This window comes from Ponticaulis koreensis DSM 19734 (genome assembly GCF_000420665.1).
In the GTDB taxonomy this organism is placed as follows: Bacteria; Pseudomonadota; Alphaproteobacteria; order Caulobacterales; family Hyphomonadaceae; genus Ponticaulis; species Ponticaulis koreensis.
Map to the genome: position 1 here is coordinate 336694 of NZ_ATVJ01000003.1, position 19932 is coordinate 356625.

General features: G+C 55.4%; 25 protein-coding genes. 17 read left to right on the top strand and 8 right to left on the bottom strand.

Annotation, left to right across the window (positions count from 1 at the left end; genetic code table 11):
- Window positions 1-2 precede the first annotated feature (2 nt).
- Complete coding sequence (locus tag G523_RS0116645; RefSeq protein ID WP_199285730.1) at window positions 3-608, top strand: ABC-type transport auxiliary lipoprotein family protein; 606 nt, start codon at window positions 3-5, stop codon at window positions 606-608.
- Between the two features lie 4 nt (window positions 609-612).
- On the opposite strand, the gene G523_RS0116650 is transcribed toward G523_RS0116645, so the two are convergent.
- Both G523_RS0116650 and G523_RS0116655 read right to left on the bottom strand, forming a co-directional pair.
- Window positions 613-2571 carry a coiled-coil domain-containing protein gene (locus G523_RS0116650; RefSeq protein ID WP_155802872.1) on the bottom strand — a complete coding sequence of 653 codons (1959 nt, stop codon included), beginning with the start codon at window positions 2569-2571 and terminating at the stop codon, window positions 613-615.
- A 113-nt stretch (window positions 2572-2684) separates the two neighbouring features.
- Window positions 2685-2897, bottom strand: coding sequence for a hypothetical protein (locus G523_RS0116655; protein WP_022696204.1), 213 nt, complete (start codon window positions 2895-2897; stop codon window positions 2685-2687).
- A gap of 147 nt (window positions 2898-3044) precedes the next feature.
- Here G523_RS0116655 and G523_RS20545 point away from each other — a divergent pair, with 147 nt between their 5' ends.
- Window positions 3045-3416, top strand: coding sequence for an Hpt domain-containing protein (locus G523_RS20545; protein ID WP_022696205.1), 372 nt, complete (start codon window positions 3045-3047; stop codon window positions 3414-3416).
- Here the strand turns inward: G523_RS20545 and G523_RS0116665 are convergent.
- The 4 genes from G523_RS0116665 to gcvA all read right to left on the bottom strand — a co-directional run bounded on the left by G523_RS0116665 (window position 3377) and on the right by gcvA (window position 7948).
- Window positions 3377-3766, bottom strand: a complete 390-nt coding sequence (locus G523_RS0116665; RefSeq protein ID WP_456107081.1) for a chorismate mutase — start codon at window positions 3764-3766, stop codon at window positions 3377-3379. The genes G523_RS20545 and G523_RS0116665 overlap by 40 nt on opposite strands.
- A gap of 51 nt (window positions 3767-3817) precedes the next feature.
- Window positions 3818-5914, bottom strand: coding sequence for a putative bifunctional diguanylate cyclase/phosphodiesterase (locus G523_RS19820; RefSeq protein WP_081648867.1), 2097 nt, complete (start codon window positions 5912-5914; stop codon window positions 3818-3820).
- A 165-nt stretch (window positions 5915-6079) separates the two neighbouring features.
- On the bottom strand, window positions 6080-6865 hold the full coding sequence (locus G523_RS0116680; protein ID WP_027441848.1) for a ferredoxin--NADP reductase: 786 nt from the start codon (window positions 6863-6865) through the stop codon (window positions 6080-6082).
- A 150-nt stretch (window positions 6866-7015) separates the two neighbouring features.
- Window positions 7016-7948, bottom strand: a complete 933-nt coding sequence (gene gcvA, locus G523_RS0116685; protein ID WP_022696210.1) for a transcriptional regulator GcvA — start codon at window positions 7946-7948, stop codon at window positions 7016-7018.
- Window positions 7949-8139: 191 nt separating this feature from the next.
- Between gcvA and cysG the strand changes: the two genes are divergently transcribed.
- The 15 genes from cysG to G523_RS0116760 all read left to right on the top strand — a co-directional run bounded on the left by cysG (window position 8140) and on the right by G523_RS0116760 (window position 17884).
- Entirely contained in the window at window positions 8140-9543 is a 1404-nt protein-coding gene (gene cysG / locus G523_RS0116690; protein ID WP_027441849.1) for a siroheme synthase CysG, read from the top strand.
- Window positions 9540-9869 (top strand): DUF2849 domain-containing protein, encoded by a 330-nt coding sequence (locus G523_RS0116695; protein ID WP_022696212.1) that lies wholly within the window; start codon window positions 9540-9542, stop codon window positions 9867-9869. The genes cysG and G523_RS0116695 overlap by 4 nt, the downstream gene beginning before the upstream one ends.
- The gene (locus G523_RS0116700) at window positions 9862-10503 is read left to right on the top strand and encodes a glutathione S-transferase family protein (protein ID WP_022696213.1); all 642 of its coding nucleotides are present in this window, start codon (window positions 9862-9864) and stop codon (window positions 10501-10503) included. The genes G523_RS0116695 and G523_RS0116700 overlap by 8 nt, the downstream gene beginning before the upstream one ends.
- Complete coding sequence (locus G523_RS0116705; RefSeq protein ID WP_022696214.1) at window positions 10500-10856, top strand: VOC family protein; 357 nt, start codon at window positions 10500-10502, stop codon at window positions 10854-10856. The genes G523_RS0116700 and G523_RS0116705 overlap by 4 nt, the downstream gene beginning before the upstream one ends.
- A gap of 3 nt (window positions 10857-10859) precedes the next feature.
- Entirely contained in the window at window positions 10860-12521 is a 1662-nt protein-coding gene (locus G523_RS0116710) for a nitrite/sulfite reductase (RefSeq protein ID WP_022696215.1), read from the top strand.
- Window positions 12508-12951 carry a DUF934 domain-containing protein gene (locus G523_RS0116715; RefSeq protein ID WP_022696216.1) on the top strand — a complete coding sequence of 148 codons (444 nt, stop codon included), beginning with the start codon at window positions 12508-12510 and terminating at the stop codon, window positions 12949-12951. Before G523_RS0116710 ends, G523_RS0116715 begins: the two co-directional genes overlap by 14 nt.
- A gap of 204 nt (window positions 12952-13155) precedes the next feature.
- On the top strand, window positions 13156-13830 hold the full coding sequence (locus tag G523_RS0116720; RefSeq protein WP_022696217.1) for an outer membrane protein: 675 nt from the start codon (window positions 13156-13158) through the stop codon (window positions 13828-13830).
- A 90-nt stretch (window positions 13831-13920) separates the two neighbouring features.
- Complete coding sequence (locus G523_RS0116725; protein WP_022696218.1) at window positions 13921-14592, top strand: hypothetical protein; 672 nt, start codon at window positions 13921-13923, stop codon at window positions 14590-14592.
- A gap of 11 nt (window positions 14593-14603) precedes the next feature.
- Window positions 14604-15227 carry a class I SAM-dependent methyltransferase gene (locus G523_RS0116730; protein WP_022696219.1) on the top strand — a complete coding sequence of 208 codons (624 nt, stop codon included), beginning with the start codon at window positions 14604-14606 and terminating at the stop codon, window positions 15225-15227.
- Between the two features lie 5 nt (window positions 15228-15232).
- A complete protein-coding gene (locus tag G523_RS0116735; RefSeq protein WP_162141070.1) occupies window positions 15233-16060 on the top strand; it encodes a heme-dependent oxidative N-demethylase subunit alpha family protein in 828 nt (275 codons plus the stop codon).
- Between the two features lie 26 nt (window positions 16061-16086).
- Window positions 16087-16506, top strand: coding sequence for an EVE domain-containing protein (locus tag G523_RS0116740; protein WP_022696221.1), 420 nt, complete (start codon window positions 16087-16089; stop codon window positions 16504-16506).
- Window positions 16503-16691 carry a hypothetical protein gene (locus G523_RS0116745; RefSeq protein ID WP_022696222.1) on the top strand — a complete coding sequence of 63 codons (189 nt, stop codon included), beginning with the start codon at window positions 16503-16505 and terminating at the stop codon, window positions 16689-16691. The genes G523_RS0116740 and G523_RS0116745 overlap by 4 nt, the downstream gene beginning before the upstream one ends.
- Before the next feature lie 14 nt (window positions 16692-16705).
- The gene (arsN2, locus tag G523_RS0116750; protein WP_022696223.1) at window positions 16706-17143 is read left to right on the top strand and encodes an arsenic resistance N-acetyltransferase ArsN2; all 438 of its coding nucleotides are present in this window, start codon (window positions 16706-16708) and stop codon (window positions 17141-17143) included.
- 64 nt (window positions 17144-17207) lie between these two features.
- Window positions 17208-17663, top strand: a complete 456-nt coding sequence (locus G523_RS0116755; protein ID WP_022696224.1) for a hypothetical protein — start codon at window positions 17208-17210, stop codon at window positions 17661-17663.
- Entirely contained in the window at window positions 17663-17884 is a 222-nt protein-coding gene (locus tag G523_RS0116760; protein WP_022696225.1) for a helix-turn-helix transcriptional regulator, read from the top strand. The genes G523_RS0116755 and G523_RS0116760 overlap by 1 nt, the downstream gene beginning before the upstream one ends.
- Here the strand turns inward: G523_RS0116760 and G523_RS0116765 are convergent, their stop codons facing one another.
- Both G523_RS0116765 and G523_RS19825 read right to left on the bottom strand, forming a co-directional pair.
- Window positions 17885-18412, bottom strand: a complete 528-nt coding sequence (locus tag G523_RS0116765; protein ID WP_022696226.1) for a D-glycero-alpha-D-manno-heptose-1,7-bisphosphate 7-phosphatase — start codon at window positions 18410-18412, stop codon at window positions 17885-17887.
- A 36-nt stretch (window positions 18413-18448) separates the two neighbouring features.
- Window positions 18449-19807: a TCR/Tet family MFS transporter gene (locus G523_RS19825; RefSeq protein ID WP_022696227.1), complete on the bottom strand. Its 1359-nt coding sequence runs from the start codon at window positions 19805-19807 to the stop codon at window positions 18449-18451.
- Window positions 19808-19932: the final 125 nt, after the last annotated feature.

Below are 19932 nucleotides of genomic sequence, written 5' to 3' on the forward strand. Positions count from 1 at the left end.
TGATGAAACTGAAGACAACCGTTCTCAGCCTCACGGCTCTATCGCTTGCCGGATGTGTCTCGGTTCTTCCTGAGCCTGTCGTCCCGGATGCGCTTTATCGTTTTACCAGCACCTCACAGCCGATGAGTGGTGCGCTGGTGTCACTGCCTGCCAATATCATCGTGTTCGAGCCTGAAGGATCGTCTTTGCTGCTGGGCCGCAATATTGCTTACGAGAGTGAAGACGGCGCGCTGAGCGTTCTGCCGGAAGCCGAATGGACCGAGTCCGCCTCGCGCCTTTTACAGTCCGCGCTTCTGGATCGGTTGTCGTTGCAGGCCTCTGACAGTGAAGGTGTGGCTGTGGATGAGCGCCTGACGCTCAGCGCGGCGTATGAGCTGCACTGGACTGTACGAGACCTGGTCATTGGCGAGGACGATGCCGTAGTCACAGCGCGCGTTGAGGTTCTCAACGGCCGCACGGGCGGCATTGTCGGCCAGACCTTCATCACACGACGCGAGCCATATACTGGCAGAGCGGACACAGAAGGTACTCGTGCTCTCATTCGCGCAGCTCGCGCCGTGATAGATCAGGTTGCTCTGGAGCTGCCCGACCTGATGTCAGAAAGCTGATCTGCTAGTTGTTCTGGCTGTGAAACGCAGCGTCCAGAAGTAGGAAGGCTGTCAGGCGTTTGGCAGCGGCGGTGCGGCTGCGATCAGCCTCACTCAGAGACCGCATCGCATCCGTCGTTTCTTCTGAGAGAAAGCGCTCGACAGCTGCGTGGAAATGTTCCTGATCTTCAATACGGTATTGCAGTTCCTGAACCTTCGATCCGGCAAACTCGCGGACAGCGCGGCGGCGATTACGTTCATTGCGACGTGACGCACCCGCAATTTTTCGCGTTTCCTTCATCGTGAACGCATCAGTCAGCGCGATGCCCATATCCTCGACTTCGCTCAGAATGATGCGGGCTGCATCATCGCGTTCTTCAGGATCGGAGGACAGGCCGGCCAGAAGGTCTTTCCAGGACAGGCCCATTTCTTTCTGCGATGCACTGTCGAAAGCGAGATCGAAAAGAGAGCTTTCCTCGCTGGTCGCTTCAGCGCTGTCCGGTGCAGTAGTGCGTTCCTGAACGCTCGTCTCGCCATCGTTTTGCGGTGCAGCTTTTTGCCTTGGCTGCGAGAAGAGCATGGAAGAGGTGCTCTTATCTGGTTCACCCAGCGTCTCGTAGGATGGCTTTGGTTCATCCGTATCAGGCTGGCGGCGGCGCAGATTTTCTGGCGGTGCTGGTACTGGCGTTGGCGCAGGCGGTTGAGGCTGCGGCGCTGCAGGCTGGGCCGGTGGCTCCGGCATAGCAGGCGCTGCGGACAGAATGTCTCCGTCGCTCAGACCGTTCAGTAACGCAGAGGCGCGCTCAATACGCTGGCGCGCGCGTTCCAGACCGGCTTCAGCGGTCGATGTCGCACGCGTTGCTGCGTCATACAGCATCTGCGAGAGCGCCATGATGCGGTGTTCTGTTTCATCGGCTTGAGAGCGCGCAGCATCGCCTGCGGCGCGCGTAGCCGCTTCGGCCTGCTGACCAGCTGTCTTGAGTTCGGCAAGGCCTTTGAGGGCTTCCTGAACGGCTTCGCGTGATTGGGCGCGGATGAACTCAGAAGCCTCGCGTGTACCATCAAGCGCGTTCGCGACCGCAGAATTGAGGGCGTCGCCAGTCTCGGTCGCGGCGGTTGCCGCAAGCTCGCTCGCACGGATGGCCGTCTCAACAGTTTTGGAAGACTCCGTGAGGCGTTGCTCGATCTCTTCCACGGAAGCGTTAATCCGCGCAGAGCGCGCTTCCGCATCTGCAGACATCGCGTTGAGCGCGGCCAGCTTGTCGGTCAGCGTCATTGTTGAATCGTTGAGAGACGTCAGGCGGTCATCCAGCGCCTTGTCGGCTTGCGCGACCTCGTGTTGGGCAAGGCGTGCTGCCTCAGCCATGGCGCGGGCCTGACGTGGAATAGCTTCGGAAATAGCCGCAGTTTGTGTCTCTACGGCGCTGGAAAGCTCACCGAGGGCTTGGCGCTCTTCTGCGAGTTTGTTCATCATGCTCGCAATGGTTTTCGTATTCTTGGTGACGAGTTCTGAGAACTCTTCACGCTCAGTGCCCAGAGTGGCGCGTAGCTCAACCAGTGAGGCGTGAGCAGTTTCAACCAGTTCATCGACCTTCTGTGTTTCTTCGCGCACTTTATCAGTCAGCGTCTCGATACGTGAGCTTGCCGCGTCAGCTGGCATGAGCAGCATTTGTGAAGCGCGCAGGACCAGCGTGTTTGCGCGCGCATGGCGCATGGACTGACGGCCCATAAAGCCAGCGAGAATAATTGCGATCGCAGGACCGGCCAGAATAGTGCCGCCAGCTGCGAACCAGAGCGGGTTCATGAGAAGGAAAGCTTGCGTGCCCATCGCGGCCCAGGCCGTCAAAACAGCACCCACATACAGAAATGCGGCTGCAGCAAAGCCTGCGGTAACCATCCAGGTACCGGCTGTTCGGATCTGTTGAAGCTCTTCCTGAGTTTCCTGAAGGGCTTTCAGATAGTTTTCATCACGCGACTGGGACATGGGGACAGATACTGCAATATTTTGCGGGATCATGCGACCGGCAAACACAGTATTTTTTTAATTTTGTGTTAACAAAACTGTCCGGATTCTGCGGCTTGCGGGCCGGAGTTGAATTAAGACCGGAAAAGCTCGTGCTGTGTCAGCGGTGTATCTTTGCGATAAACCGGCGCAGAGATCAGCTGAACAGGGGCTTCCGTCTGCATGTAGATTTTTGCGGCCTGACGCTGCTCTGAAGAGCGGTCTGGCTGCGATGTGTAATCAACACCGATCCAGCTTAGAACGGTGACGAGGATTACGTCTCTCAGTATGACAAGAATTTCTAACATCACTGACTCCAGACCCCTTGAAGCATGCTCAATATCGCTGAAAATGGCATCTACAACAAGACTGCGGGGCCGATTATTTGATGAAACCCTGTTAATGTATTCCTGCTACTGCGAGTACTCGAACAGACGCTCGCGCAGGAAACGATCATGGATCACTGGATTGACCGGAAACAACTGGCTGACAACACTGCGCAGGACGTTGAGCTGGCACTTGAAGTTCTTGAGATTTTTAAAGGTCAGGTCGAAACCTGGGGCCAGATGCTGAACGCTGAGGATGCACCGGAACGTTGGGCTGATGCGGCTCATACGATTAAGGGCGCAGCTCTTGGAATTGGCGCGGCGGCGCTTGCAGACGCATGCAAAGCAGCAGAAATAGCCGGCCGTTCTGACCCGCCTCCATCACGGACGCGCGCTGCAGTGCTGATCAACGATATCCGGGATGTGCTCTACCCGACGTTGGAAAGTGTGGCACGCGTCGATCACGAACTACGCGTGTTCGGCTTTTTGAGATTGTCGTAGGATTTGAATTCGTAAGCAATCGACTGTTCGATCAGTAGACGCCAGACTGGCTCTGCAATCTCGGGGGCGAGGCCATATTCCTTGCAGGCTTCCAGAACATTTGAGACGACCTGCTCAATGCGTGGTTCGTCACGCACGGCTTCACGTTTCGGTTTGATACGTGCAGCAGCGTCCATGAAAGTCTGGCGTTCAGCGAGAATTTCTACGAGTACACGGTCCAGACGATCCACTTCATAGCGAACGTCCACCATCGTCTGAGCGGTCTCTGCAGTGTGTTTGCGGGGCGCGGACTGATAGGTGGTCATACGCTGGAAAGCTCCTGAAGCAGTTTCATTTCTTCGGTTGCTCATGTGTGATGCAATCCGGTGAACGTCCACTACACCTTATAGCGATTTGGTCAATCAGCCGCTGTATATGCGTTTCAAATTGCCGGATTCTGTCAAAGGATCGGCGGTGTTTATCAGCCTATCCATATCCGCGCCAATGCTACGAAGGCGGATGAGTTCATCCATTCGCTCGGGGCGCCCGAGCAGGAAGCCCTGGATTTCGTCACAGCCTTCTTCTTTCAGAATGCTGAGCTGAGCCGCGCTCTCCACACCTTCGGCCAGAACCGGAATAGAGAGGCTTTTACCAAGCGAGAGTACGGACCGCACGAGCGCGCGGGATTCGCGGCTGACTTCGATTTCCGACATGAAAAAGCGGTCCAGCTTGATTTTATCGAACGGGAATGAGCGGAGAATTTCCAGCGAGGAATAGCCTGTACCGAAATCATCCAGTGCAACCTTAACGCCAAGGGCCTTGATCTGGCGAAGTACATGAAGGGAGCGGTCGCGGTCTTCCAGAATAGCTGTTTCGGTCAGCTCGATTTCGAGGCGGTGCGGCGGCAGGCCCGTCTCCAGAAGTGTCTGGTGTACGATGCGTGGCAGTTCCACCTGAGTAAGTTGCAGCGCCGACATGTTAACGGCGACTTTGTCTTGCGTATCCCAGCCTGCAGCATCCTCGCATGCACGGCGCAGAACCCATTCGCCGAGGCGAATGATAAGGCCGCTTTCTTCCGCGATAGGGATGAATACGCTTGGTGAGATTGGACCCAGCTTCGGATGTGTCCAGCGCAGAAGTGCTTCCAGACCGCTGATTTTACTCGATTTAACAGACGCCTGAAGCTGGTAATAAAGCTCCAGCTCATTGTTTTCGAGCGCCTGAGCCAAAGACGCGGCAAGCTCGCGTTTTTGCCGGGCTTCTTCGTCCATGGAGGCCGTGTAGAAGCAGATTGTGTTGGAGGCGTGAATCTTCGCACGATACATTGCGAGATCTGCGTTATTGCGCAGTGTGTCACTGTCTTTGCCGTCATCTGGATAGCAAGCGACGCCAATGCTGCCGCTCAGATGGAGCGTAGTTTCATTGACCTGAAGGCGTGTGTTCAGAGCCGATTGCAGGCGTGAGAGGAAGTCTTCCAGATCTTCCTCTGTTGAATACTCCTTCGTCGCGGCGAATTCATCGCCGCCGAGCCGGGCGACAAGCTCACCGCTATGACATTGAGCTTTAAAACTGTTGGCAAGCGCGATCAGAGCTGCGTCACCAGCTTTGTGGCCATGGGAATCGTTGATGTCCTTGAACCGATCCATATCGATTCCGATCACCGCCAGACGTGAGCCCTTACGTTCCGACTTTTCGATGCGGCCATTCAGGTCATCCATATACGCATTGCGATTGGCCAGACCGGTCAGCGTGTCTGTCATGGCCATTCTTAAAAGTTTCTCATAGCCCGCTTTCTTCTGATCCTGATCAAGGAAGAATGTGGCTGCGCCAAGGGCGATTACCAGCATACCGGCAAATGCCGTCGCGATAGAAAGCGCCATGAAGGTTTCTGCATCCATAGGCGTATCGGAGATGGACAGAGATGTGATCTCCATCGCGGACATGCCAGTGAAGTGAAGGCTGATAACGCCCAGCGCGTACAGTGCGACGGATGGCAGGTTGAAGCGCAGGTTGGAAAATCGGTTAAACGCCCAGCCGGATGCTGCAGTGAACAGGCAGCTAAGAATTACGGACGCGGCAACGTAGGACATGTCCCAGTCAACAATGCCATCAACGCGGTATGCGAGCATGCCCACATAATGAAGAGCAGCCATGCTGCAACCCAGTGTGAGATTGCCTATCATCGCGGTAAGCGGCGTACGGCCATAGATCACAATCGCTGTCGCAATGAAGAAGCCGAACATTGGCGCGATAAGCGACACCAGCGTGAGGACAGGGTCCAGAACGACGGGTACGTGAGCCTGGAAAGACAGCATTGAGATAAAGTGGGTGCACCAGACGGTCGTACACAGTGCAGCAGCGCTGATCCCCATCCAGCTAACTCTCGCCAGACCTGTTGAGTGCAGACACTGCCTCAAAAGTTGAACATAGGTCAGAGACCCCGCAATGCAGATAAAGGCTGCAAGCATTACGAGACGAATGTCATGCTCGAAAGCAAGGCAGTAAATTACGTTTATCATCGAGTCCCGGCGAGTGATTTGTGTTGCAAACCTGACTAAACGCGTCGGATTAAGATGGCGTTGGGGAGATCGGATAATTTGTTCGAATGCGTTTACGATTGAGAATGAAAAAAAAGCCACCGGCAGCGCCGATGGCTTTCATATTTTTCAGTGTGCTAAGGGCAATTAGCCTGCGAAGGCTTTCTCGATCACAAAGTCGGCTGGCGCGGCATTGGAGCCCTCAACCAGACCTGCTTTTTCGCAGAGCGCTTTCGTGTCCTGAATCATCTGCATTGAGCCGCAAATCATGACGCGGTCTGTTTCGGCATTGAGAGGCGGAACACCCAGATCTTCGAACAGTTTGCCGCTCTCGATAAGATCAGTGATACGCCCCATGCGCGGGAAGTCTTCACGTGTAACCGAGTTATAGAGGCGGAATTTGTGCGCATATTCGTCGCAAAGCGGATCGTCCGGCAGAGCGGCTGTCAGCTCTTCGCCATAGGCCAGCTCTGAGATTTCACGACATGTATGCGTGAGGATGACTTCGTCAAACTTCTGGTATGTCTCCGGATCGCGCATCAGGCTCGCAAATGGTGCGATGCCGGTACCGGTAGAGAACATATAGAGACGTTTCGCCGGTGTGAGGGCGTCATGCACCAGCGTACCTGTCGGCTTCTTGCCGAGCAGAACCTTGTCGCCCGGTTTGATGTCACAGAGGCGGGATGTCAGAGGGCCGTCAGGCACTTTGATTGAGAAAAACTCAAGCTCTTCATCCCAGGACGGGCTGGCGATAGAGTAAGCGCGCAGAAGCGGTTTGCCGTCTTCTTTTGGCAGACCGATCATCACGAATTCGCCCGAACGGAAGCGGAAGCTACCTGGACGCGTGATCCGGAACTTGAACAAACGGTCTGTATAGTGGTGGACGGAAAGTACCGTCTCCTCTGTCGGCGCGTTCGGATTTACCTTTTTCACCGGGCTGGCTGCTTGCGTCTCGCTCAACGGCCTGTCCTCTTTTCTTTAGGTTATAACGTTTCTGAACTTGCGGGTCAGCATTTACGCTTGGATAGACATAGGAGCAACCGGTCAACAAGTCGCGCCTGTCTAACAGAGCCTTGAGAAATGCTAAACTCCCACAATTTCATCGCGGATGGCTTCAGTTTTGAGCCATTTAATGAAGGTTCGGGATTCAATGGTCTGGGTCCGGCCCCTCGGCCAGACAACAAAGTAAGCAAAGTCGATCAGTGTCGAGCCATCAGGGAAGGGCGCTACCAGTCGTCCACTTGCAAGGTCAGCGGCAGCAATGGCTTTCTTGGCAAGCGCAACGCCTCGTCCTGTCGCTGCGGCCTCGATGGCAAGCATGGACTGGTTGAAGTGCGGGCCTTTATGGCCATCAATGTTTTCAACGCCGCGTGCCCGCAGCCAACTCGACCAGTCCGGGCAGGACGGATCGCGCTCGGTGCCCGCATCATGCAGAAGTGTGTGCCGCGTGAGGTCTTCAGGTCGTTTGATCGCGTCCGGGCCTTCCATGAGATGCGGAGAGCAAACCGGCAGAACAGTCTCTTCCATGAGTTTTTCTGATTTGAGGCCTTCATACACGCCGCGGCCATACCGGATGGCGAGGTCGGTATCGGCTGTCGTGAAATCGGTGAGTCCCATATCGGCAGAAACCCAGGCTTCGATTTCAGGATGGGCTGTGTGAAACCGGTCCAGTTTTGGCGCGAGCCATTTGGCCGCAAAGCTCGGCGCGCAGGAAATCATCACCTTACCCTTGCGTGCAGGGGCGCGCATGATCCGGCCAGCCTCAACCAGCTTGTCGAATGCGTCGCGTACCAGCGGTAGCGCAGCCTGCGCCGCATCTGTCAGCAGGACCTGACGGCCCGTGCGGCGGAACAGGGGCACATTGGTGTATTCTTCCATCAGCCTGATCTGCTGGCTGATCGCGCCCGGCGTCACGTCCAGCTCTTCAGCGGCCTTAGTGAAGGAAAGATGGCGGGCAGCGGCTTCAAATGCCTTCAGCGCATTTAGAGGAGGTAATCTGTCTTTTGAGTCTGACATAAGGCAGGGGTCCCGAAAATGGTGTATAGAAAGGCTTTTGCCGCCTGTATTCCGCACAATACATAAAGGCCTATCCCAAAAATGTAAGATAAGTATTTCTAAACGGTCGCATTAATGGTGAAGACTTGTGATAAGCGGCTCAGACGGCATTTTGCAGACTGAGGCTAACTGACTAGCCATTGGAGCGTCGCGTGGAACTGTTTCCCGTCTTTTTTGGTACAAAATCTCTGAACGTCGTCGTGTTCGGCGGCGGAGAGAATGCGCGACGCAAAGTGCGGCTTCTGGCCAAGACCCATGCGCGTGTCGATGTGATTGCGCCTGTCTTCTCGCCAGAGTTCGTCAACGAGTTTGCGGGACGCGTCGGGTTCGCGCCTGAAGCGCTGACCGAAGTGCTGGTCTCTGAAGCCAAGTTTGTAATCATCGCGATTGAAGATGACGAGCCAGCGCTCGAAGCGGCTCTAAACCTTGTGCGTCAGTACAATTTGCCTGTGAACGTGGTGGACCGACCGGAGCTTTGCGACTTCACCGTTCCGAGCATTCTGGACCGTGGCAGCGTCGTCGGCGCTATCGCGACAGGCGGCGCAGCTCCTGTCATGGCGCGCAATATCCGCTCTCGCCTTGAGGCTTTGCTTCCAAAGCGCACGGGCGACCTTGCAAATTTTGCGCGGGGATTTCGCGGCAAGGTGAAGGCGCGCTTCGCTGAAGAGTCCGACCGCCGTGCTTTCTGGGAAAATATGCTGCGCGGGCCAATTGCCGAGAAGGTTCTCGCTGGTGATGAAGGTGCGGCGCGGGTGGAAATGGATGCCGCCATTGAAGCGGGCAAAACCGAAAAGACCGGTATTGTTCACATTGTCGGTGCAGGTCCGGGTGATCTGGAGCTTCTTACGCTGAAAGCACTGCGCGTACTGCAGGACGCGGACATCGTTTTCTATGACAATCTCGTTGGCGCCGACATTCTGGACCTTATCCGCCGCGATGCGGATCGTGTGTCTGTCGGCAAGTCCAAAGGCTATCACTCTGTACCGCAGGAAGATATTCACGAGCTTTTGATCATGGCGGCAAAGGCCGGAAAGCGTGTCGTGCGCCTGAAGGGCGGCGATCCATTTATCTTTGGTCGCGGCGGTGAAGAACTTGGCGCACTGCTGGCTGAAGGTATAGAGGCTCAAGTGGTGCCGGGCATTTCTTCTGCGCTTGGCTGCGCGGCAAGTGCTGGTCTGCCGCTCACCCATCGTGATCACGCTCAGTCCGTGACTTTCGTAACCGGCCATGCCCGCAACGGACGGGTTCCGGACCTCGACTGGCCATCCCTTGCGCGCCAGAACCAGACCGTCGTCGTCTATATGGGCGTAGGAACGTCCGCGCAGATTTCCGAGAATCTGATAGCGGCAGGTCGCGGCGCCTCTACACCTGTGGCGGTTATTGAAAACGGCACACGCGAAAATGAAATCCGCGCCTATGGCAAATTGAGCGAGCTGGCGTGCCTGATTGAAGGGAATGGCATTAAAGGGCCTGCGCTTCTGATCATCGGTGAAGTCGCTGCTCTACCTGAACTATTTCTATCATCCATGCAAAAGAGTCTGGAGATCGTTGAATGACATCTGTACGTCCGAAACTTAAGGCTGACATTCCTAAAGTCATCACAGCCTGGGACGTTGCGACCGGCGCGACTGTGTACCAGACGGCTGACCGTAACTGGTCTGAGAACATCGCTGACGCGGAAGTGGTCGTCGGTGAGGCTGCTGATGCGGCGCTTGAAGCGGCTCAGGGCGACGAGCTTCGCATTCTGGACCCGTATGTCATGGAAGTGACCGCAGACGGTGAAGTGACTGGCCGTGAAACTCTTCGTGAAACTATCCGCGCGACGGGACCGACCACACACACAGAATTTCATAAGGCTGCGCGGGGCGTGGTCGATGCCTGATCGCGATATCACGCGTCTGACGCTCTACGGGGATTCAATCTCCGGCAACTGTATGAAGACCAAATGGGTCGCAGAGTTGCTCGAGCTTGATTATGACTGGGTTGAGATGGACCTGATGGCGGGTGCCACGCAGACGGAAGATTTTCTGGCGCTGAACCCTGTTGGGCAGGTGCCGCTGGCGCGCTGGCCGGATGGCCGCGTTCTTCCGCAGTCAAACGCCATTATGCTGTATCTGGCAGAACAGGCTGAAAGCGATCTGGTGCCGAGCGACTCGTTTACCAAAGCGCAGATGATGAGCTGGCTCTTCTGGGAGCAGTACAGCCATGAACCTGCGATCGCCGTACGCCGTTTTCAGAAGCTCTACCTGAAGAAATCTGATGACGAGATCGAGCCGTCTCTGATGGCCAAAGGGCGTCGCGCACTCGGCGTTATGGAACTTCAACTGACACGCACCGACTGGATCGTCGGTGATACCTTCACCCTCGCGGATATCGCGCTCGTCGCGTATACTCGTCTGGCACACGAAGGCGGATTTGATCTGAGCGAGTTTCCGTCGGTTGAACGTTGGGTCAGCCGTACCGAGGCAGAGCTCGGCATTCCGCATGCCATGCCGAAGGAGGGGCACGCGTTATGACGAACGTCGAGAATTCCATCAATTATATCGAGTTTCCAATGACTGACCCTGAAGCGGTCATCATGTTCTACGAGACCGTTTTCGGCTGGACGTTCCAGCGATGGGGCGACGACTATATCAGCTTCAACGGCGCGGAAGTCGAAGGCGGTTTCAACCGTCAGGCTGACGTAAACACCGGTCGCTCTGGCGCTCTGGTAATCCTCTATACAAACAATCTTGAGAAGAAACTGGACCAGATCAAAGTGGCTGGCGGCACAATCGTGGAAGACATTTACGCCTTCCCGGGCGGGCGCCGTTTCCACTTCGCAGATCCGTCGGGCAATGAGCTCGCGGTCTGGTCCGAAAAAGGGTAATCCATGTATCGGTATGACGAATTTGACGCTCAGATCGTTCGTGAGCGTGCGGCGCAGTTTCGCGGGCAGGTCGAACGTCGTCTGAGCGGCGATATCACTGAAGACCAGTTCAAGCCTCTGCGCCTGATGAATGGCGTATATCTGCAGCTTCACGCTTACATGCTGCGTATCGCTATTCCGTACGGCACGCTGCGTGGCGAACAGATGCGTAAGTTCGCGCACATCGCGCGTAAATATGACAAAGGTTATGGTCACTGGACCACGCGTCAGAACATCCAGTTCAACTGGGTGGCGCTGAAGGATATTCCGGACGTTCTGGACGAGCTGGCGGAAGTCGAGATGCACGCCATCCAGACCTCTGGTAACTGCATCCGTAACACGACATCAGACCAATTTGCCGGTGCTACGGCTGAAGAGATTGAAGATCCGCGTCCATGGTGTGAGATCATCCGTCAATGGTCCACCTTCCACCCGGAATTCTCCTTCCTGCCGCGTAAATTCAAGATCGCTGTTACTGCGGCTGAAAACGACCGCGCGGCCATCCGTGTTCACGACATTGGCCTTCACATGCGCCGCAATGATGCGGGTGAAACCGGCTTTGAAGTGATCGTCGGTGGCGGGCAGGGGCGTACGCCTCATGTTGGCGTGACGATCAAGCCGTTCGTCGCAAAAGATCAGCTGCTTGATTATCTGGAAGCCGTTATGCGCGTGTATAACCGTTTTGGCCGCCGCGATAACAAGTATAAGGCGCGTATCAAAATCCTCGTCAGCGAAACCGGTGCAGAAGAGTTCACGCGTCTGGTGGACGAAGAGTTCGAAGCCCAGCGCGACGCCGAAAAAATCGTTCTGCCGCAGGCTGAAGTCGATCGCATCACGCAATATTTTGCGCCGCCAGCGTTCGAAGACCTGCCAGACACATCTGACGTGCTGGAAGCGGCGAAAGCCAAAGACGACGCGTTCGCCCGCTGGGTGCGCGTGAATGTGCGTCCTCACAAACAGGCTGGCTACGGCATTGTGACCATCAGCTGTAAGCCGATCGGTGCGCCTCCAGGAGACGTGACGGATACGCAGATGGACGTGACGGCTGATCTCGCAGAGCGTTACAGCCTCGATGAAATCCGCATCACGCACGAACAGAATATGGTTTTGCCTCACGTGAAGCTGGATGATCTGTTCGACCTCTATCAGGAGCTCGACAGCGCAGGTCTTGCGACCGCCAATTATGAGCTGATTTCAGACATTATCTGCTGCCCGGGTCTCGATTATTGTAACCTTGCGAACGCGCGTTCCATTCCGGTTGCTCAGGACCTGCAAAACACATTCGCAGACCTTGAACGTCAGGATGATATTGGCGAACTGAAGATCAAGATTTCAGGCTGCATCAACGCCTGTGGTCACCACCATGTCGGCCATATCGGCATTCTGGGCGTCGACCGTAAAGGCGAGGAATTCTACCAGATCACCTTTGGGGGCCGCGCGGACGAGAAGGCCGCCATCGGCCAGATCGCCGGTCCCGGCCTTCGCGCCGAAGACGTGCCATCTGCGCTGGAGCGTGTGATCGAGACATATCGCGAGGTTCGTAGCTCTAAAGACGAACGCTTCATCGACGCGCTGGAGCGTGTTGGCCATGACCCATTCAAGGAGGCGCTCTATGCCGCTGGTTAAAAATGGCGAAGTGACCGCCAATCCACACGGTGAAGTTCTGACACTGGAGCCGTTTCTCGAAATTGCTGCGGCTGATCCGAAAGATGCTGTAATCGTTCGCCTGATGCCGGATGATTGCCCGCTGCAGCTTGAGCCGTTCATTGAGCAGCTCGAAGTGGTCGAGATCAGCTTCCCGCGTTACGCGGACGGTCGCGGCTACAGTCAGGCACAGCTTCTTCGCCGCCGTCTCGGCTATAAGGGTGAAATCCGCGCGGTTGGCGATGTGCTGCGTGACCAGCTTCTCTTCATGCTGCGTTCGGGCTTTGATGCTTTCGAACTTGGCCGTGAAGATGCGGCTCAGGCATTTGCCGCGGCGTCCAGAGAATACAGCCATTTCTACCAGCCGGCTGCGGACGGCGAGTCGGGTGTATTTGCACGCCGACACAGCTGATAATTTGCACGTATTCAAACACGATAAAGGGAGCTCCGCGTGGGCTCCCTTTTTTGTGACCGGCATCTCCGCAAGACGTGATTTTAGCTCACGTAAGCGGGAGTAAATGTCAATTAAATCAAACGCCTATTTGGTTTGTCTGTGACTGGTTCTTTCCGTTTATCTGAAGGGCGCAAACGCGTTTCTTCTTGGAAAGGACACATTATGGACAACCGCAAAATTCTGCTCTCGCTCGCTCTTCTTGGCGGCGTCGCTTCAACTTCTATCGCTCACGCTGAAACCGGCTGGTACGTACTTGGTGGTGTAAACTCGACAACAGTCGACCAGTTCAACTCCCGCAACACAGGCACGTCTGACCCGAACCAGGGACCGGTTGGTGGCCCGAGCATCTCAGTCACCGATTCAGACACAGGCGTCAGCGCTTTCATCGCAGGTGGTTATCAGTATGACTTCTCACCTGATTTCTACGGCGCGGTAGAAGTTTTCTACTCAGATGAGCAGGCTGAAACACAGACGTTCAACAGCGTGAAAATTACCGACATCGAACTCGATGCCTCTTACGGTATCGACTTCAAATTCGGTCACAACGTAACGGACCGTCTGGCGATCTACGGTCTTCTGGGTGTCACTCAGTTCGATTTCGACGGTCAGGCGTCTTATACGTTCGCACCGCCGGTTGATGACCTCTCAGACGAAGAAGTTGCCTTCGTTTACGGTGGAGGCCTGGAAATCAGCTTCGACGATCACTGGTCTACTATTGCCGAATTCCGCCTCTCTAACGACGTCGAGTTCGACACACCTGTCGACCGAGGCGGCGTTCAGTCCGAAGACGAATTTGACTTCGCTGTCATCCGTACCGGTCTGAAATACCGCTTCTAATTTCGCGCGATCCGCCTTCGTGCGGGCCCCTGTCCCCGGTCGAAACAGCTGTTATAGTGGCAGACTGTAGCGACTGGGGAAGGTTGCCAGATGATTTGGTGGATAGTTCCGGCGGCAGTCGGCTTTTTCGGACTTGTGGTCACGCTGGCCGGTTTTGCCCGCATGGGTAAGCGTAAAGCCATGTCAGGCGGGGTGCGCTTCATTGGCGGCATTCTTGTGCTATCTGCAGCAGCGCTGCTCACCATGGTCGGCATTAATCTGCAAACCTATTCCCGTCTCAATCAGGAGCGCCACGTCGCTGATATCGAGCTTCAGCGTGTCGACGATCAGCATTTTCGCGCCGAGGTGACGCTAGACGGTGAAACGACACCGACGGACTATGTGATCCGAGGCGATGAAGTGCTCTTTGAGGCGCGCATCATCAAATGGACGCCGTGGGCAAATGTGATCGGCTATGATGCGATCTATAAGCTGGACCGTATGTCCGGCCGCTATACCTCCATCCAAGACGAACGGACCGGCGAGCGCACGCTTTATGCGTTGCAGAATGATCCGGGTGTCAGCGCGTTCAACCTCATCAACGAACATGGCAAATGGCAGAACACAGTCGACGCTTATTATGGGTCTGGCACATATGTGCCGATGATCGACGGCGCGCGATATGAAATCCGCATCACGCAAAGCGGCCTCATCGCCCGTGCTTTGAATGAAAGCGCGGAAGACGGTCTGCGACGTTGGGCGTCGCCCACGCGCGGCGAATAGGGAGAGCGACTATGGGATTTTACAGCTGTTACATTCTGCCGCCGCTGATTGATTGTGCCTGCTCGACAAAACCGATCATGAAACAGCGGGAAAAAGTGGTGCCTCATGCTGAAGGCCGCGTGCTGGAAGTTGGCTGTGGCAGCGGCACGAATTTCGGCCTGTATGATAGCTCTAACGTCTCTCAGGTTTTCGCGCTCGAACCAGACGCGCAAATGATCAAAAAGGCTCAGAAGCGCGCGGACGCTGCGGAAGGGCTGAACATCGAATTCATGGAAGCGGGCGGCGAGGCTGTGCCGCTGGACGACAACTCCGTCGATACGGTCGTCTTCACTTTCACCATGTGCACTATTCCGCCGATTGATGCGGCGCTCGCCGAAGCCCGACGGGTTTTGAAGCCCGGCGGAAAGCTGCTCTATTCGGAACATGGCGGTGCACCGGATGAAGGCATTCTTAAATGGCAGAGACGCCTTGAGCCCATTCAGAAAACGCTCGCTGGTGGTTGCCATCTGACGCGCGTGCCGCCGCGCATGCTCGAGCATAACGGTTTCACCGTTACAGATGGCGAGACGATGTATCTTCCGAGTACGCCGAAAGTGCTGGGCTTTGCGTATTGGGGGCAGGCTGTCGTCAGTTGATGGGTATGCTTCGAACGCCACATTATCTGCCGTTTCTCGATGGTCCGGCGATCATGGCGCCCAAGCTCAGACCGATTGACGAGGGCGCGTGGCTGACGCCGGATACCGAGGCGGAGGTATGGCTTGAGGAAAAGCACCGATTGATGGTCGCTCAGCGAGATCAGGTGTTTGCGCGGGCCGGAGACTGGCCAATCGACGCTGCTGAAGAGGCGGCAGGCTTGGTGCTGAGCACACAATCATCAGCTCCTCTTGAAAACGCGGTTTTCACGCCAATCGAACGCGCGGCTTCAACTGTCAGCGATGATTTATGCGTGATGGTGCCGCGCGACGGTCAGTTTGTGCTTGGTGCCGCCAGCCTCTGCGCGCCGACATTCTGGTCACTTGCCGAGAACATCGCAAAGCCTTTGTCAGGGCTGCATTCGCTATTGCCACAGGGCGGAACCGAACTTTCATCGCGGATCAACCGGATATTTTCGGGCCTGCAGGCCGGACCAGTGCTGGAACGGTTCAACTGGACCGTCCAGCTGGGCGGTGAACGGTTTACGCCGTCGTCAGAGCCTATGAAGCGCGCGCTCGCTGAACTGAATGAGAAAGACACCGCAAGCGATTTGTTTCTGCGCGTTGAACGTCAGACCATCCGTAAATTGCCTGAAACGGGCGCAGTGCTGTTCACCATCCGCATCTGCGTGGACCCTCTCGCGCCAATTCTGGCGGATGGTCAGACGAAAGAGCAGTTCGCGCAGGCCTGGCGATCTACAGAAGAGGATGTCGCCGCCTACAAAGGCTGGTCTCACTATCAGCATGCTATTGATTGGCTGCTAGCCTCGGCATAGCTTCATCGCACGATGGGAGATGTGCCATGGCATATTGGCTTTTCAAATCCGAACCTTCTGCCTGGAGCTGGGACCAGCAGGTCGCAAAAGGCGATGAAGGTGAAGAATGGGGCGGTGTTCGCAATTATCAGGCGCGCAATTTCATGCGCGAGATGAAGATCGGCGATAAGGGCTTTTTCTATCACTCGCGTGAAGGGTTGGAAGTTGTCGGGATTGTAGAGGTTTGCGCCGAGGCACATCCTGACTCTACGACTGATGATGAACGCTGGGAGTGCGTCGATATTAAAGCTGTAGAGCCTGTTCCCACCCCTGTCTCTATGAAGGATATCAAAGCCAATCCGAAGCTTGAGGATATGGTTCTGGTGAAGAACTCACGTTTGTCAGTCCAGCCTGTTACGGAAGACGAATGGAACGAGGTTTGCCGGATGGGAGGCCTTAAATCATGAGCGAGACACCTGAGCGCAAGCCGGTTCGCAGCGCCGCGCAGGCTGCCGCGTTCATCCTGTTTGTGGTTGCTTTGGCTAACCTGATTTACGGCTCATATTTTGGCGGTGGTCTGCCTCTGATCGTGATGAGCATTATGGGCTTTGGCATGTCCTTCATCCTGTGGCGGATGAAGCCGAAGCAATAGCGAGAGGCATAGCGATGGAACGGCTGGAAACGGATGAGGCCTTTGAGGCGGCAACGAGTTTGCTTCTGAGTTTCGGGCTACCTGCTGACGACCTTCGCGACGAGCAGGTTAAGCTCTGGTGTGACTGTGAGGGCGATCAGCTGAACAGTTTGGCGGGACTGGAGATCTACAGTGATATTGCATTGCTGCGTTCGCTTGCGGTTCGGCCTGATTTGCAGGGGGCTGGGGAAGCGTCATCCTGCCTGAGGAAAATCGAAACAGAAGCAGAAGGGCACGGCGTGCGTGAGCTTTATCTGATGACAAACTCAGCTGAAACCTTTTTTGCTAAACGCGGGTTTAGCGTGGTTACGCGTGATGAAGTGCCTGACGCCATCAGAGCGACATCGCAGTTTTCTTCGCTGTGTCCGGACAGTGCTACGGTGATGCGGAAAAGTATCGGAGTTGATACTTAATGGCACCCTGTTGACACCTTTAGGTATCAAAATGTATACCTCCGGTATCAAACGGAGATAAGCCATGTCATTTCTGAAGCCAAGAAACGCAAGCGAAGCCGCCGACATTATCGCGAATGCAACCGGATGTGCGCTTGGTGGTGCTGCGATCATCTACGTCACGAAAGTTGCAGAAGACATGGTGCAGGCAGATCTGGCGGCGGTGCTGGATTATGTTCAGATTGCATGCGCAGCGACTTTGGTGCTCATCTATCTGCCGTTTATGATCTCTATGAAATCGCGGTTTGGCGGCATTCGAGTAAATCCTTGGAAGTCTGAAAGCTTTCTCGCTGCGAGCATGCGCAAGGCTGCGTGGACAACGGTTGGTGTGCTGCTGATCTGCCTCACGCTTATGTCGACCATGGATAATCTGATCCTGTCGCGGATCACGTCAGAGCAGGCGGTGGACGTCACTCTCGCTGTATTGTTTCTCAGCTTGTGTGCGTCATTCTTTATCTACTCGAATGATCGGGTTGTTTAATGGGCGAAGCAATCGGGCCGCTGGAAAACCGTATTCGTGTTTTGAGGGCGGAAAAGAATATCAGTCAGAGTGAGTTGGCCGAGGCGATAGAGGTGTCGCGAAAAACGATCAGCACGATTGAAGTCGCACGATTCATTCCTTCGACTGTGATCGCGCTTAAGTTGGCTCGCTATTTTGATATGCCAGTCGAAGAGATTTTCTCACTGACCGACTCGGCATGATCAGCGCGCGCCGTCTTCAAAGTCTGCGAGCGCCCATTCGGCGAACTGGTGCACATTTCCGCCGGTGAAGAAGAAGCCGCCAACGCCCGCGGCGTGCGCTGCCTCTATGTCCGTCTGTTTGTCGCCGATCAGGAAGCTCTGCTCACGCGCGACCGGGAAGTCGGCCATGGCCGACATCAGCATGCCGGGCTTGGGCTTGCGGTCGAAGCTGTCTTTGCGATAGCGCGCAATCTCGCCTTCTTCATGGAAGGGGCAATGATAGAACCGGTCTATGTGTGCGCCGGTTTTCGCAAGCTCTGTAGACATATGGTCGTGCAGCACCCGCATATCGTCTTCAGTGTAATAGCCGCGCGCAATGCCCGATTGGTTTGTTACGACGAACACCCACCAGCCACGATCATTAAAGGCTTTGATGCACTCTCTGGCGCCTTCAACCCACTCAAAGTCTTCCACGCGAGAGACATAGCCCTTATCGACGTTCAGAACGCCGTCACGGTCTAGAAAGAGGGCAGGGCGAATGCGGTCCATCAGTGGATCTATGAGCTTTGCAGGTTGAAAGACAAATCAATTTGTCTGCGTGTCGGTGCTTTCCGTATCGCTGCCTTCTGCTTCGGCAGCAGCGTTAGCTTCAGCGAGTTCGGCGACCTCTTCGGCAGATTTAGGCGTGTCGCCATGCTTCACCTCTTCATCGATGGAGCGGACGACGCCTCTGTTTGCGCGTACACCTTTCATAAACGGGATAAAGGCGAGGGCAGCCAGAATACCGGCCAGGACAAAGTTTGCGCCTTTGAACTGAACAATCGCCTCTGGCTTGGCGAAATAGCTCAGCGTCTGAGACATGATAAGTGGCCCGATAATGGTCGTGCTTAGCGCCTGCACGCTTGCGAGTGCGCCCTGTAGTTCGCCTTGCGCATTCTTCGGGGTGACACCAGTCATTAATTGTTGGGTTGCAGGACCAGCTACGCCGCCAAACGCTGAAACTGCGAGGAAGGCATAAGCCATCCATCCGTAAACGGCGCTTGCGAAAAGGAACATGCTGAAAGTGGTAACGGCGAGGCCAAACAGCGCTGTCCGGACTGGACCTATGCTCTTAGTGAGTCGCCCCGTCAGAAAGCCCTGAACGAACGCCGAGCCTATGCCGACAAGCGCGAGTGAGAGACCAATCTCGTTAGGCGTCCACTCATACCGGATTTCACCGTGATAGCTCCAGGTCGAGGAGAAGACAGAATGGGAAAGGCCGAAAATGCCCACGCCCACAATGAACCAGCTGACTTGTGGAAGTTTGGAGAAGTGTTTGAAAGCCCCGAACGGGTTGGCGCGTCGCAGCTCGAACGGGCGTCGGTTTTCTTTCAAAAGCGATTCCGGAAGCACCAGCAAACCATAGAGGAAATTGCATGCAGCTATGCCAGCGGCAACGAAGAATGGCAGGCGCGTATCAATGTCGCCCAGAACACCGCCAAGGATTGGTCCAAGGACAAAACCGATGCCGAAGGCTGCGCCGATCATGCCAAAGGCTTTGCCGCGCTCCTCAGGTTCGGTGACGTCTGCGATATAGGAACTCGCCGTCGAATAGGTTGCGCTCGTCAGACCGGCCAGGGCGCGGCCTATGAATAGAACCAGTAAGGAGTGCGCAAAGCCCATAATGATGAAGTCGATACAGAGACCGGCTATCGAAATAATCAGAACGGGGCGTCTGCCGAACTTGTCTGACAGATTGCCTATGATCGGCATGGACAGGAAATTCACCACGCCGAAGGTCGCCATAAGCAGCCCGCCAACCAGAACGGTATCCTCACCCGGCTTGCCGGTGATTTCTTCCAGATATGCAGGCATGACCGGAATGAACAAACCGAAAGCCAGCATGTCCAGCGCGACGCAAACGATCACAAAGAGGAAGGCGTTTTTGCCGTGCTTCTCGTTCAATTGAATTGTCCCTCAACGCGTTCAAAGACCCTGACGTTGGCAATAGGACGTTTCAATTTGGAAGTCGATAGACGTTCTGGCGCAGGGGGCATGAGTCTCCACTATGCTGAAATTTTATCGTTAAA